The following is a 14,809-nucleotide window of genomic DNA, read 5'->3' as shown; positions in this document are numbered from 1 at the left end:
TTATTCGGCATCCAGATGCATCGGGGTAATCACCCGGCCATCGCTCTCGGCCTGGCCGAGGCTGGCGTCGATGAAATACACGCGGTCGTCGGCCAACTGGCCTTTGTCTACCAGGAAGTCCTTGATGCTGCTGGCCCGTTCCTGTCCCAGTTGACGCAACAGCACGTCGCTGCCGCTCCAGAACTTGATCACGCCTTCACGCAGTTTCTCGATGCGTGCCTTTTTATCCAGTTGCGTCCATTCGGCCGGCGGTTGGGTCTTGAGGCGGGTGCGGTAGATGCCTTCGAGCAGCGGCGCCTTTTCGTCCTCGGGCACCTGTATCAGCGAGGCCTGGGCCGGGACTTTGTCGCCCCGACGCTGGAGCATCTTGTAGTAGTTGTACTGGTATTCGCGCTCCAGGCGCTGGGCGGCGAGCAGTGGGCCGTCGCTGCTTTCGGCGGCGGTGCCTTCGATCTCCAGACGCAGCTCCGGACGTTTGCCAAGGGCCTCGGACAGTTTGAGCAGCGTGCCTTCGTTGTCTTTGCTCAGGCCGCTGGATCCCGGCGCAAACGCGACGCTGCCCAGATCTTCCGAGCCGCCACCGGCCACCAGCCCACCGATAAGCTTGAACGGCGCCTGGGCCGCTCGGACCACCAGGTTGCGCAGGGTCTGCCAGACGATTGGCATGACACTGAATTGCGGGTCGTTGAGATCGCCGGACACGGGTAGTTCGATGGAAATCCTGCCCTCGGAATCCTTGAGCAAAGCGACGGCCAGTTTCAGCGGCAGGCTCACGGCGTCCGGGCTGTCGACTTTCTCCCCCAGTTGCAGTTGCTCGACCACCACTTTGTTCTCCGCCTGGAGCTTGCCCTGGGTGATTCGGTAATGCAGGTCGAGATTGAGCCGACCCTTGCGGATGCGATAGCCGGCGAACTTGCCGGAGTAGGGTGTCAGGGTGGTCAGCTCGACCCGTTTGAAACTGGTGGCGATGTCGAGGCTGGCCATCGGGTCGAAGGGGTTGACCGCCCCTTTGATGGTGACAGGCGCGTAACGGTCGACCTTGCCCTTGATGTCGACGCTGGCCGGTTTGGCCTGGCGGCTGTCGATGGTGCCGATCTGGCCGTTGAGCTGCTGGATGGCGGTAGCGAAATTGGGCGTCAGGCTGAAGTCGGCGAAGTTGGCCGAACCGTCATTGATGGCGATGCCGCCGATGTGGATGCCCAGCGGCTTTTCCTGGGACGCCGGTTTTGCCGCGGTTTTCTTGGTGCCGCTGTCGGCCGGTTGCGGAATCAGCAGGTCATCGACGTTGGTGGTGCGGTCGTCGTTGATCATGAAGCGCGCATAAGGCTGGAGCAGGTTGACCTTGTCGATGGACAGGCTGTCACCGTGCTGATAACTCAGGCCTTCGAGGACCAGGCGCTGCCACTTGAGGAAGTCGCGGGTCTTGAGCGTGTCGAGGGTGTGCAACTGATCGACCTGGGCGCGGCCGGTGACGGCAAATGCCAGTGGCTCGGTGCTTTTGAGGTCGACTGCCAGGTCGCTGCCGAGCATCCCGGAACGCAGCTCCAGGCGAATGAACGGGTTGATGTACGACTGGGCGACGCGCAGGTCGACGTCCTGGGTCTTGACCTTGAGCTTGGCGGTGATCGGGTTCAGGTTGACCTCGCCGTCGGCGAGGATCTTGCCCTGCTTGCCTATCCCGGTGTCCAGCTTGAGGGTAAAGGGCGAGCCGTTGAGGGTGTCGTAGTTCTGCAGGTCGAGGTTCAGCGGGCCGACCTCCAGGGCCACGGCGGGTTGGGCCTGGCGGTCGGCCAGGTGCACCTGGTAGTCGCGCAGTTGCACGTCCTTCAATATCACCTGCCACGGTTTGCTCGGCGGTGCCGGTTCAGCTTTTGGCGAGTCCGCCGCGGCCGGGGCGGATGCCGGTTCAGCCTTGACCTGGGGTTTGGCCGGCTGGCTGGCGAAGAGTTTCTGCCAGTCCAGTTGCCCGTCCGCCTCGCGAGCGGCCCAGGTTTCCAGCTTCTGGCTGCGGATCTTGCCCACGATAACTTGCTGCTTGGCCAGGTCCACCGAGGTTTCACTCACGTCCAGGCGTTCGAGTTTCACCAGTGGACGGCCATCGGGGGCCTTGATGGCGAAGGGCGCGACGCTGACCGCGACGTTGTTGAGCAGCAGTTCGGTGCCCTTGGCCAGGTTGAGCTTGTAGTCGGTGCTGAGGTTCAGGACACCGTTTTCCAACACCAGCGGTACGGCGTCGCGCACGTAGGGCCAAAAGGCTTTCATCTGGCCGTCGGTGACTTTGAGCGTGCCTTGGGAGGCAATCGGGGTGAGGCTGAAATTACCGGTCCAATCGATCTGTCCGCCGTTGGGACCTACCGCCACCAGGGTCATGTCGGCATTGTCGTCGGGCAGGGTGCTGAGGTTCTTCAGCTCGAAATCGAGGGTGTCGTAGAGAAACTCAATGGGCTCGCTGGGGCGCAGGTCCTGGAAATGCACATAACCGCTGGCCAACTTGATTCGATCGACCCGCAGGGGAAAGGGCTTGGCCTCGGGGTCGGCGGGCGTCGGTTCGCTGGCCGGCAGCTTGAACAGGCCCAGCAGGTTCAACTGACCGTCCTTGGCGAACATCACTTCGGTCTTGGGCTTGTCCAGCTCGATGTCGACCAGGTGCAGGGCGCCGGACCACAAGCTGTCGAGTTGCAAATTGGCGTACAGCCGTTCGAAGCCGACCTGTTCCTTGCCCGGTTCGCCGATATTCAGGCCCCAGAGGGTGACTTCAAGGCTGAAGGGATTGAGTTCGATGCGCTGGATCTGGGCCGGCACTGTCGCAAGGGTGGCCAATTGCTGGTTGGCGACGCGCAAGGCGATGCCCGGCAAAATCAGAAAGCCCAACAGGCTGTAGAGGGCCAGTGCGGTCAACAGAGCGCCGATGGCGCGAATCAATCCTTTGGGCATTTGTGGCTTCATCTTGGTGTGAATTCGGAATGCCTTGGAGTATGGCATGCGTTTACGGTTCCGAAGCCACTGTGATTTATGAGATTTGTCTGGTTTTCTCGGTGAGGATTCCGGTGCGGGCCTAGAGCTGGAGGATCAACGTCTTGAGCGGCGGCTGCTGGTCCCGGGAAGGGAAATCACTGCCGGGCGTCAGTACGCTCCACTCGCGGACCGGGCGGCCGGCTTTTTCCGCACAACGCAACACCTGCTCGCGCCAGTCGTCCATGGGCACTTTTGCCAGGTTGTTGCAGCAGATCAGCACGCCATTGTCGGCGGTGGTGAGTAGCGCCGGTTTCAGCAGGCTTTGGTAGTCGCGCAACAGGTCGACGGTGCCGAACGCACTTTTCGCCCAGGCAGGCGGGTCGAGCAGCACCAAATCATACTGGCGTTGCTCCAGGCGCACGTAGCTGGGCAGTTTCTGCCCACGCCGCTGGCTGATAGGCAGGCCGGCCAGTTGGCGGATCGCCGGGAAGTAATCCGACTGCACGAACTCCATCGGCGGCAAGTCGGGGTTGAGCAAGCCGTTTTCACGGCCCACCGCCAGGTTGCCTTCGGCGAAGTCCAGGTTGCACACCTCCCGCGCACCACCGGCCGCAGCGCTCAGGCCGACGCCGCAGGTGTAGGCGAACAGGTTCAGCACGCTTTTATCGCGGCTGTGTGCCTTGACCCAGCCCCGGGCGTTGCGCAGGTCGAGAAACAGCAGTGGATCCTGCCCGGCATGGCGACCGCGGACGCGATAATTCAAGCCCCATTCATGTCCGACCAGGTCTTGCAGGGCGGCCTCGTCCGCCTGATAGACAGTGTCCTGGCGGTCGATGCGCGAATTGCCCCGGGCGCGATCGTTGTAGACCAAGAGCGTGTCCAGGCCCAGTCGTTCGTTGACGATACCGTGCAGTTGCAGCAGGTCGTCGCGCTCCAGCGACTGATGGAAGCTCTGTACCAGCAGTTGCGGGCCGTAGCGGTCGATGGTCAGGCCGGGTGCGCCTTCCTGGCTGCCATGGAACAGGCGATAGCAGTCGGTGCCTTGCTGGTGCAGTTGGCCGAGCAGCTCCTGGCGCTGGTCGAGGGCGGCGCGCAGCGCCTGATTCAAGGAAGACATGCCGGGCGCGCCTTAGAGAAATGAGGCGCGGGAGTTTAGCAGTTATGGCTGGCGTGGTCCCTGTGGGAGCGAGCTTGCTCGCGATGGCGGTCTGGACTGACAAGGCCCCATCGCGAGCAAGCTCGCTCCCACAGGAATCCTCAGCGATTGAGGCGTTTGTCGATCAACCCCTCCACCACACTTGGATCGGCCAGGGTCGAGGTGTCGCCGAGGCTGTCGAGTTCGTTGCAGGCGATCTTGCGCAGGATGCGCCGCATGATCTTGCCCGAACGGGTCTTGGGCAACGCCGGCGCCCACTGGATCAGTTCCGGTTTGGCGAAGCTGCCGATTTCCTTGCTGACGTGGGCCAGCAGTTCCTTCTTCAGCTCGTCATTGGCCTCCACACCGTTCATCGGCGTGACAAAGGCATAGATGCCCTGGCCCTTGAGGTCGTGGGGATAGCCGACGACGGCCGCTTCGGCAATGTTGTCGTGCAGCACCAGGGCGCTTTCGATTTCGGCGGTGCCGATGCGATGCCCGGAGACGTTGATCACATCGTCGATGCGCCCGGTGATCCAGTAGTCGCCGTCTTCGTCGCGGCGCGCGCCGTCGCCAGTGAAGTAATAGCCGGGGTAGGGTTTGAAGTAGGTGTCGACCATGCGTTGATGATCGCCGTAGACGCTGCGAATCTGCCCGGGCCAACTGGATTTGATCGCCAGTACGCCGCTGCCGGGGCCATTGATTTCCTTGCCCACTTCATCCAGCAAGACCGGTTGCACGCCGAACATCGGCCGGGTGGCGCAGCCTGGCTTGAGCCGTGGGGCACTCACCAACGGGCTGAGCATGATGCCGCCGGTTTCGGTCTGCCACCAGGTATCGACAATCGGGCAGCGCTGTTCGCCTACCGTGTTGAAATACCATTCCCACGCTTCCGGGTTGATCGGCTCACCGACGGTGCCGAGCAATCGCAGGCTTTTGCGGGACGTTTCCTGCAACGGTCCGGCACCTTCGCGCATCAGCGCGCGCAGGGCAGTCGGCGCGGTGTAGAAGATGTTGACCTGATGCTTGTCGATCACCTGCCAGAAGCGCGAACTGCTCGGGTGGCTCGGCACGCCCTCGAAGATCAGCGTGGTGGCGCCATTGGCCAGCGGGCCATAGACGATGTAGCTATGGCCAGTGACCCAGCCGACATCGGCGGTGCACCAGAACACTTCGTTGTCGCGGTAGTCGAGCACGTACTTGAACGTCATCGCCGCTTGCAGCAGATAGCCGCCCGTGGTGTGCAGCACACCCTTGGGTTTGCCAGTGCTGCCGGAGGTGTAGAGGATGAACAGCGGGTCTTCGGCGTCCATCGGTTCGGGTGGGCAATCGTCGCTGATGTCATGCATGGCCTGGTGGTACCAGAGGTCACGACCTTCAGCCCAGTCCACCTCGCCCTGGGTGCGCTCGACCACCAGCACGGTGCTGACGTTCGGACAGCTTTCCAGGGCCTTGTCGACGTTACGCTTGAGCGGTACGAAGCGCCCGCCGCGTACACCTTCGTCAGCGGTGATCACGGTGCGGCAATCGGCGTCGAGGATCCGGTCGCGCAGGGAGTCCGGTGAGAAGCCACCGAACACCACTGAATGCACCGCGCCGATGCGGGTACAGGCGAGCATGGCGTAGGCGGCCTCGGGGATCATCGGCATGTAGATGCAGACCCGGTCGCCTTTCTTCACGCCACGGCTTTTCAGCACGTTGGCCAGGCGGCACACATGGTTGTGAAGTTTTTTGTAGGTGATTTCTGCCGATTCGGCGGGGTCGTCGCCTTCCCAGATGATTGCCGTCTGGTCGCCACGTGTTTGCAGGTGACGGTCGATGCAATTGGCGCTGACGTTCAGCTTGCCACCGGCGAACCAGGTCGCGTCGCCGTTCTTGAGGTCATAGCGCTGGACGGTTTGCCAGGGCGTCATCCAGTCGAGAAAGCGCGTGGCCTGCTCGGCCCAGAAGGCGCTGGGGTGTTCGATGGATTCTTTGTAGAGCCGCTTGTACTCGTCCTGACTCAGTTGCGCAGCCCGGCGGACGGCATCGGCTTGGGGGTACTGGCTGATATCGAACATGACGGTTCCTTATTCTTGTTTTGCGACAAGATATAAAGATGCGCCCAGTAGCCTGAGGGTTCAAGTCATGCACAAAGCAACTGTGGGAGCGAGCCTCGTGGGAGCAAAGCTTGCTCGCGATGACGCCGTCACATTCAACACGTAGGTTGATATCAGGCCGCTATCGCGAGCAAGCTTTGCTCCCACAAGACCCGCTCCCACAAGGGTGATGCAAACCCAGGGATCAGCCGCGGTGACGCCCGCGGAAGTAGTTGATCAAGCCCTGGGTCGAGGCATCTTCGGCCGGGTTTTCTTCACTGCCCACCAGGCGGTTGTAGACGCCCTTGCCCAGTTCCTTGCCCAGCTCCACGCCCCATTGGTCGAAGGCGTTGATGCCCCAGACGACGCTCTGCACGAACACCTTGTGTTCATACAGCGCCACCAGCGCGCCGAGGCGACGAGGGCTGATGCGTTCGACCACCAGGGTGTTGCTCGGACGGTTGCCCGGGATCACTTTGTGGGAGGCCAGTTTCTGCACCTCTTCTTCGCTGGCACCTTTGTCCCGCAGCTCGGCTTCGGCTTCGGCGCGGGTCTTGCCGAGCATCAGCGCCTGGCTCTGGGACAGGCAGTTGGCATACAGCCACTGGTGATGATCGGAAACCGGGTTGAAGCTGACGATCGGCACGATGAAGTCGGCCGGGATCAGTTGAGTGCCCTGGTGCAGCAACTGGTGGTAGGCGTGCTGACCGTTGCAGCCAACGCCGCCCCAGATCACCGGGCCCGTGTCGGTCGACACCGGCGTACCGTCCAGGCGCACGCTCTTGCCGTTGGATTCCATGTCCAACTGCTGCAAATGCTTGGTGATGTTACGCAGGTAGTGGTCGTACGGCAGGATCGCATGGCTCTGCGCGCCCCAGAAGTTGCCGTACCACACGCCCAACAGCGCCAGCAGCACCGGCATGTTCTGCTCGAACGGGGCGCTCTGGAAATGCTGGTCCATGGAATAGGCCCCGGAGAGCAATTCCTTGAAGTTCGACATGCCGATGGCCAGGGCGATCGGCAGGCCGATAGCCGACCACAGCGAGTAACGCCCGCCGACCCAGTCCCACATCGGGAAGATGTTTTCTTCACGGATGCCGAAGGCCACGGCGGCAGCGTTGTTGCTCGACACGGCGATGAAGTGGCGATACAGCTCTGCTTCGGAGCCACCCTGGGCCAGGTACCAGGCGCGGGCGGCCTGGGCGTTCTTCAGGGTTTCGAGGGTATTGAAGGATTTCGACGAGACGATGAACAGCGTGGTCTCGGCGCGCAGCTTCATGGTCAGCTCATGGAACTCGCTGCCGTCGATGTTCGCCAGGTAGTGGCAGCGAACGCCTTTTTGCGCGTAGGACAACAGCGCTTCGGACACCAGCTCCGGGCCGAGGAAAGAACCACCGATGCCGATGTTCACCACGTCGGTGATGGGCTTTTCGGTGTAGCCGCGCCATAGGCCGTCGTGAATGCGGCCCACCAGGTCGGTGATCTGGTTCAGCACTTTGTGCACGTCCGGCATCACGTTGACGCCGTTGACCAGCAACTTGTCGCCCACCGGCCGACGCAGGGCGGTGTGCAGGGCAGGGCGGTTTTCCGAGGCGTTGACGATTTCGCCTTCGAACAGCGACTTGATCGCGCCCTTGAGGTCGACTTCGTTGGCCAGGCCCACCAGCAGGTCGCGGGTCTGGGCGTTGATCAGGTTTTTCGAGTAGTCGAGAAACAGGCCGCAGCTCGACAGGGTGAATTGAGTGAAACGCTGCGGATCGGCATTGAACGCTTCGCGCATGCTGAAATCCTGCATGGCTTTGCGGTGGTCATTCAGCGCTTGCCAGGCTGGCAGAGCGGTCACGTCATGAGGGGTTCGGTAATACGCCATCGCTGCGGGTTTCCTTTTTACTTGAACGGCCTTTTGTACACTAAAAATTCCGGTGCGGCTCGAGGCGGGCGTCCGGACACTGCATCGACACGATCGCCGGACGCAGGGCGAATACAGTAAACCTCGTGTTGCGATCTGTCTTGGCTTTGTCTGACCGATTCCCGGTACTTTTTTATACAGCAGGGGGCGGGAATGGTTCGCTGTGGGAGCAGATATCGTTCGGGTTCGATCAGGCGAGCTGTACCGGAATCGCATTGCTGGTGTGGCTCAGTTCATTGCCCGGCGCCATGTACAGCATGCGGGGCTTGAAGTTGACCAGTTCGGCTTCGCTGTAGTGGGCGTAGGCGCAGATGATGACGCGGTCACCGACCTTGGCCTTGTGCGCTGCGGCGCCGTTCACCGAGATCATCCGCGAACCGTCCTCGCCACGGATGGCGTAGGTGGTGAAGCGTTCGCCGTTGTCGACGTTGTATATCTGGATCTGTTCGTATTCGCGGATCCCCGACAGGTCCAGCCACTCACCATCAATGGCGCAGGAGCCTTCGTAATCGAGCACGGCGTGGGTGACTTCGGCGCGGTGCAGCTTGGCCTTGAGCATGATGGCATGCATGAATGTTTCCTCTGGTCGGGTCCGAACGGCGGGCAGTCTGCCTGAAGGCTTGTGGGGCGGCAATACGCGAGGGATTTGCAAGTGCAGTCTGTATGTGGGAGCAAGCTTTGCTCCCACAAGGCCCATCCCAGATTGGGACGGGTGTGGGTTCAGGCGGGGCTGTCGAGGTCCAGGTGCAGGTTGTCGATCAGGCGCGTGGTACCGAGGACGGCCGCCACCAGAATCACCAGGTCACGGTCCTCGCTCAATGCCGGGCGCAGGGTCTTGGCGTGACGGATTTCCAGGTAATCGGGACGCAGGCCGGCGGCTTCAAGTTGCTTGAGCTGCTCATCGATCAGCGCCGGGAAGTCTCGCCGACCCTGTTTGATGGCGTCGGCGATCTGGCTCAGGACGCGATAGACCACGGGCGCGACTGCACGTTGATCCGGGCTGAGGAAGCCGTTGCGCGAGGACAATGCCAGGCCGTCCTCGGCGCGAACGGTCGGCTCGCCGATGATCTGGATCGGCATGTTCAGGTCATGGACCAGTGCGCGGATCACCGCCAGTTGCTGGAAGTCTTTCTGGCCAAACACCGCCAGGTCAGGCTGGACCATGTTGAACAGTTTGCTGACCACCGTCGCCACACCCTCGAAATGCCCTGGACGGCTGGCGCCGCACAAGCCTTCGGACAATTGCGGGACGCTGACCCGGGTCTGCCCGGCCATGCCGTCGGGGTACATCTCTTCGACGCTGGGCGCGAACAGCAGATGGCAGCCGGCCTGGAGCAGTTTCTCCTGGTCGGCCGCCAGGGTGCGGGGGTATTTGTCCAGGTCTTCGCCAGCGCCGAATTGCAGTGGATTGACGAAAATGCTCGCCACCACGAAGTCGGCCCGTTGCGTGGCCTTGGTGACCAGCGCCACATGACCGCTGTGCAGGTTGCCCATGGTCGGCACGAAGGCGATGCGTTTGCCTTCGCCGCGGGCACGGGCCACGGCGGCTCGCAGTTCGCGTACGGTTTTGACGGTGTTCATGCAGAAAACCCGTGTTCGGCGCCAGGAAAGGTTGTGGCCTTGACGTCAGCGACGTAGGCGCTCAGGGCGCCCTGGATGGACGTTTGCCCAGCCATGAAGTTCTTCACGAACTTGGGCACGCGACCGGTGATCGACAGCCCGAGCATGTCGTGCAGCACCAGCACCTGGCCGTCGGTGGCGTTGCCGGCGCCGATCCCGATGACCGGGATTTTCACCGCCTGGGTGATTTCTTCAGCCAGTTCGCTAGGCACGCATTCGAGCAGCAACATCGCCGCCCCAGCCTGCTCCAGCGCAATCGCGTCGGCGCGCATCTGCCGCGCCTGGTTCTCATTGCGGCCCTGGACTTTGTAGCCACCGAGGATATTGACCGCTTGGGGGGTCAGGCCCAGGTGCGCGCACACTGGGATACCCCGCTCGGCCAGCAGCCGAATCGAATCGGCCAGCCACAACGCGCCTTCGACCTTGACCATGTGGGCACCGGCCTGCATCAGCATGGCGCTGTTGGTCATGGTTTGTTCGAGGGTGGCGTAGGCCATGAACGGCAGGTCGGCGAGGATCAGCGCATCGGTGTTACCGCGTTTGACGGCGGCCACATGGTAGGCCATCTCGGCGGTGGTCACCGGCAGCGTGCTGTCGTGACCTTGCAGCACCATGCCGAGGGAATCGCCCACCAGCAACACTTCGACACCGGCCTCATTGCAGGCGTGGGCGAAAGTTGCGTCATAGCAGGTCAGCATGGCGATTTTCTCACCTTTTTGCTTGAGACCTTGCAGCGTGGTCAGGGTAATAGCTGGCATGAAAAAGTCCTCATTAGGCGCTCGTGAATTACTGCGAGTAACGCGCATGATTCGTTATCTATACAGGCGCACCCTCTTGTGCGTGGTGCTTGTAAGGCCTGGATTGCGCCCTTCAGCGCCGTATTGGCGGCAACGGGACGCCTATAGTCGTGAGGAGTACTCGGGAAGTCAATTGGATGTGTTACCGCCGGGTGTTACCGGGGTTACTGATGCGTTTCAGCGTAGAGGCGTGTCCCCGGAATGACGGTCCAGTACCGCATCCTGTGGGAGCAAGCCTTGCTCCCACAAGAGGAACTGCTTCAGTTTGGAGGCAAGCGTTCCAGGCCAACGAATGGGCACGCCGCGAGCAGATCCTTGAGTGAGCGCCCATCGGCCAGGCGCAGGTCGGCGGGCGCCAACTCGGCCAGTGGGTACAGCACAAAGGCCCGGGCTTGCATGTGGTAGTGGGGGACCTTGAGGCGAGGCTCGTCGATCAGGCGATCGCCGAACAGCAGGATGTCCAGATCCAGGGTGCGCGGGCCCCAGCGTTCCAGGCGTTCGCGACCCTGTCCGGTTTCGATGCCTTGCAGCGCATCGAGCAGGTCCAGCGGTGCCAGGTGGCTGTCCAGCGCCGCCACCGCGTTGGTGTAGCGCGGTTGGCCGGGCAGCAGGGAATCACTTTGATAAAACGCCGAGACCCCCACCAGTTGGGTGTCGGGCAATTGCGCCAGCGCCTGGACGGCACTGCGCAATTGTTCGGCGGGTTCGGCCAGGTTGCTGCCCATGCCGATGTAGATGCGTTCCATCGATTACTCGCCTGATGCGCTCGGTACACCGGCACGCTTGCGCTTGGCTCCGCTGCTGCGACGGCGCTTGCGCGGGCCGCTGGCGCCGTCATCCTTGCCGCTGAGCTCACGAATCATGTCGCGGCGCTCGCTGTCGTTGGCGTCCTGGTAATCGGTCCACCATTCGCCAAGGCCATCGGTTTGCTCGCCCGCGCTTTCACGCAGCAGCAGGAAGTCGTAGCCGGCACGGAAGCGCGGGTTGTCCAGCAGCAGGTCGGCACGTTTGCCGCTGCGCCGTGGCAGGCGTTCCTGCATGTCCCAGATCTCGCGGATCGGCATCGTGAAGCGTTTTGGAATGGCGATGCGCTGGCACTGTTCGGCGATCAGCTCGTGGGCAGCTTCCTGCATCGCCGGGATCGGCGGCATGCCACGCTCTTGCAGGCGCAGCACCCGGGCCGGCAGGGCAGGCCAGAGCAGCGCGGCGAACAGGAACGCCGGCGTCACCGGCTTGTTCTGCTTGATGCGCAGGTCGGTGTTGATCAGGGCTTCGCTGATCAAGGTGTGGGTGTAGGTCGGGTTGTGCTCCAGGGCTTCGGCACTGGCGGGGAACAGCGGATCGAACAGCTGCAGGTCCACCAGCATCTCGAAGGTGTCTGCGGCGTTGCCCGAGAGGAACAGCTTGAGCACTTCCTCGAACAGGCGCGCCGAAGGGATTTCCCGCAGCATCGGCGCCAGTTCGCGAATTGGCATGGCGCTGTGTTTTTCGATGCCGAAATCCAGCTTGGCGGCGAAACGCACGGCCCGCAGCATTCGCACCGGGTCTTCCTGGTAGCGCTGCTTGGGGTCGCCAATCAGGCGGATCAGGCGATTGCGAATATCGTGTACGCCGTTGGCGTAATCGAGGATGCGTTCGCTGACCGGATCGTAATACAGGGCGTTGATGGTGAAGTCGCGGCGTTGCGCGTCTTCTTCCAGCGTGCCGTAGACGTTATCGCGCAGGATGCGCCCGCTCTCGTTGCGGGAAGACTGGTTGCTGTCTTCCTCTTCATCGTTTTGCGGGTGATTGGCGCGGAAGGTCGCCACTTCGATGATTTCGCGACCGAAGTGGATGTGGACCAGCTTGAAGCGCCGGCCAATGATCCGCGCATTGCGAAATTCGGCCCGTATCTGTTCCGGCGTGGCGCTGGTGGCAACGTCGAAATCCTTGGGGGTGATGTTGAGCAGCATGTCGCGCACGCAGCCGCCGACCAGATAAGCCTGGTAGCCGGCGTTCTGCAAACGTTCGACGATGTTCACCGCATAACGGCTGAACTGGGCCTTTTGCAGTGAATGCTGGCCGCTGTTGAGCACTTCAGGCGTGCTGCGAATGTGTTGCGTACGACGCAAGGGAGAACGGAATGACTGGAACAGCTTCTTCAGCATGGGATGCACTGTTTGAAGGAATATTCGGCCAAAAACGAAGAATGACCGCATGATGGGCCGAGATTCTAGCATTTAGTCGAGGGATGGTGTAGGACGGAGCAGTTTAGAGCTGCAAGCTTCAGCGACAAGCCTTGTAGGCTGCGGGGAGGCGGAACGACAGAAACCACAAGGGGAGCCGAAGCTCCCCCAGAATTAGTTGCGTGCTCTGTTTTTATTATTGGTTTCGGGCTTCTTGTTTTTGTTGAGTGCCCGCGTCACGAGGTTTTCCCTTCGTGACCCTCCCAATCGGGAGCCAAGAGCAAACGGATTGCTTTGATCGCTGTGTTGCAGTGATCTATCGATCCAACCAGTTCAGGCACCTGTCTTGAGACAGTTTTTATTGTTCTCGGCCTGGTTGTGGGGCAAGCCCCAAATACAACGCCTCTCCAAAAGAATCAGTTAGCTGCGCCTCTCGCCGTCTTGTTTTTATTGTGCGTGAGTCGATTCGTCTTATTTTTATTGTCTTTTGCATTGCTTGTTATTGTTCTTGTACCAAAGCTATAGCAGGGTGCGTGCCAACTTTTGCGAGGCCCAGCGAAACCGGGGGTTCTAGGGTTATAACCATTTTTTCGGGGCGAAAAAAAGCCGGGGTTTCGTTACCGTAAACCCCGGCTTCTGTTACGTGAAAAAGCTGAGGTAACAGTTTTTTCACATTCAGCGGTGTTACCCCCACACCTCAGCTTTCGCTGGTCGCTCCGGTCTTGCGCCGTGGAATCCCCAGGCGCTGGCGACGTTCCCACAGGCACTTGCGGCTGACGCCCAGCTTGCGTGCCAGTTCGGTCTCGGTCATGTGGTCCTGGTGCTCCAGTACGAAGTGCTGGAAGTAGTCTTCCAGGGACAGGTCTTCGGTGGGTTCGTGGCTGGTGTTGTTGGCAGCGCCGCCCTGTTGCGGGGCCAGGCCGATGAATTCTTCGTCGTCCAGGTCACTCAGTTCGATGTCGATGCCCAGCAGGTCGGCGGAGATTTCCGGGCTCTCGCACAGGATCACCGCCCGTTCGACCGCGTTTTCCAGCTCGCGAACGTTACCCGGCCAGGCGTAATGACGAATGGCCTGTTCGGCGTCCGGGGCGAACTTGAGGTCGGTGCGGTTGACCCGCGCGCTCTGGCGGGCCAAAAACGCCTGGGCAATTTCATTGACGTCCGCGCCGCGCTCGCGCAGGGCAGGGAGCTTCAAGGCGATCACGTGCAAGCGGTAATACAAGTCTTCGCGGAACTGGCCGATTTTCGCCAGGCTCTTGAGGTCGCGGTGGGTGGCCGCGATCAGACGGACATCGACCTTCTGTGACTGCACCGAGCCGACCCGGCGGATTTCGCCTTCCTGAAGCACCCGCAGCAACCGCGCCTGGGCTTCCAGTGGCAGCTCGCCGATTTCATCGAGGAACAACGTGCCGCCGTCCGCGGCTTCCACCAGCCCGGCCCGCCCGGCGCTGGCGCCGGTGAACGCACCTTTCTCGTGACCGAACAGTTCGGACTCGATCAGGCTTTCCGGAATCGCCGCGCAGTTCACCGAGATCATCGGCGCCTTGGCCCGGCGTGACAGGTTGTGCAGGGCTCGGGCCACCAGCTCCTTGCCGGTACCGGACTCGCCCTGGATCAGGACATTGGAGTCGGTTGGCGCCACTTTGCGGATCTTGCTGTACAGGTCCTGCATGGGCGGGCAGGAACCGATGATGCCAATTTCGCCATTATTGTTGCTGGCGCCGGCTTTCGCCGAGGCGCTGGCCTTGCCGGCGGGCTCCACCGGGTTGCTGGTCGCCGCCTGTCGGTCGCGCAGGATGCGGGCCACGGCCTGGAGCATCTCGTCGTGGTCGAACGGTTTGGCGATGTAGTCCACCGCGCCCATTTTCATGGAGTCGACCGCCGAGCGCAGGCTGGCGTAACTGGTCATGATCAGCACGGGGGTGCCCTGGCCGAGCTTGATCAGCTCGGTGCCCGGGGCGCCGGGCAGGCGCAGGTCGCTGACGATCAGGTCAAACGTGGGAATGCTGAAACGTTCTTGTGCTTCCTGCACTGAACCGGCTTCGCTGACCTGGTACTGGTTGCGTTCCAGCAGGCGGCGCAAGGCGGAGCGGATAATTGTTTCGTCTTCGACGATCAAAATGTGCGGCATTGATTCGATTCTCTCGACG

General features: G+C 61.7%; 10 protein-coding genes. All 10 read right to left on the bottom strand.

All coding sequences use genetic code 11. The features are described 5' to 3' along the window. The 10 genes from HU749_RS25390 to HU749_RS25345 all read right to left on the bottom strand — a co-directional run bounded on the left by HU749_RS25390 (position 1) and on the right by HU749_RS25345 (position 14,790). Entirely contained in the window at positions 1–2,934 is a 2,934-nt protein-coding gene (locus tag HU749_RS25390) for a DUF748 domain-containing protein (RefSeq protein WP_186652350.1), read from the bottom strand. Positions 2,935–3,055: 121 nt separating this feature from the next. Then, the gene (locus tag HU749_RS25385) at positions 3,056–4,072 is read right to left on the bottom strand and encodes a class I SAM-dependent rRNA methyltransferase (RefSeq protein WP_186652347.1); all 1,017 of its coding nucleotides are present in this window, start codon (positions 4,070–4,072) and stop codon (positions 3,056–3,058) included. 140 nt (positions 4,073–4,212) lie between these two features. Next, the gene (gene acs, locus HU749_RS25380) at positions 4,213–6,150 is read right to left on the bottom strand and encodes an acetate--CoA ligase (RefSeq protein ID WP_079301780.1); all 1,938 of its coding nucleotides are present in this window, start codon (positions 6,148–6,150) and stop codon (positions 4,213–4,215) included. A 223-nt stretch (positions 6,151–6,373) separates the two neighbouring features. Continuing rightward, positions 6,374–8,038, bottom strand: coding sequence for a glucose-6-phosphate isomerase (gene pgi, locus HU749_RS25375; RefSeq protein ID WP_014340245.1), 1,665 nt, complete (start codon positions 8,036–8,038; stop codon positions 6,374–6,376). A gap of 229 nt (positions 8,039–8,267) precedes the next feature. Next, the gene (panD, locus tag HU749_RS25370) at positions 8,268–8,648 is read right to left on the bottom strand and encodes an aspartate 1-decarboxylase (RefSeq protein ID WP_046065028.1); all 381 of its coding nucleotides are present in this window, start codon (positions 8,646–8,648) and stop codon (positions 8,268–8,270) included. A 149-nt stretch (positions 8,649–8,797) separates the two neighbouring features. Beyond that, positions 8,798–9,658, bottom strand: coding sequence for a pantoate--beta-alanine ligase (gene panC / locus HU749_RS25365; protein ID WP_186652344.1), 861 nt, complete (start codon positions 9,656–9,658; stop codon positions 8,798–8,800). Continuing rightward, positions 9,655–10,455, bottom strand: a complete 801-nt coding sequence (panB, locus tag HU749_RS25360; RefSeq protein ID WP_014340242.1) for a 3-methyl-2-oxobutanoate hydroxymethyltransferase — start codon at positions 10,453–10,455, stop codon at positions 9,655–9,657. Before panB ends, panC begins: the two co-directional genes overlap by 4 nt. Before the next feature lie 299 nt (positions 10,456–10,754). After that, positions 10,755–11,240: a 2-amino-4-hydroxy-6-hydroxymethyldihydropteridine diphosphokinase gene (gene folK, locus HU749_RS25355; protein ID WP_057450876.1), complete on the bottom strand. Its 486-nt coding sequence runs from the start codon at positions 11,238–11,240 to the stop codon at positions 10,755–10,757. 3 nt (positions 11,241–11,243) lie between these two features. After that, entirely contained in the window at positions 11,244–12,641 is a 1,398-nt protein-coding gene (locus HU749_RS25350; protein ID WP_014340240.1) for a polynucleotide adenylyltransferase PcnB, read from the bottom strand. Between the two features lie 715 nt (positions 12,642–13,356). Beyond that, the gene (locus tag HU749_RS25345; RefSeq protein ID WP_024618746.1) at positions 13,357–14,790 is read right to left on the bottom strand and encodes a sigma-54-dependent transcriptional regulator; all 1,434 of its coding nucleotides are present in this window, start codon (positions 14,788–14,790) and stop codon (positions 13,357–13,359) included. Between the last annotated feature and the right edge of the window lie 19 nt (positions 14,791–14,809).

Source organism: Pseudomonas ogarae, from assembly GCF_014268695.2.
Classification (GTDB): Bacteria; Pseudomonadota; Gammaproteobacteria; order Pseudomonadales; family Pseudomonadaceae; genus Aquipseudomonas; species Aquipseudomonas kilonensis.
Note: the sequence above shows the minus strand (reverse complement) of the source record. Positions and strands in the feature narration are given on the sequence as shown.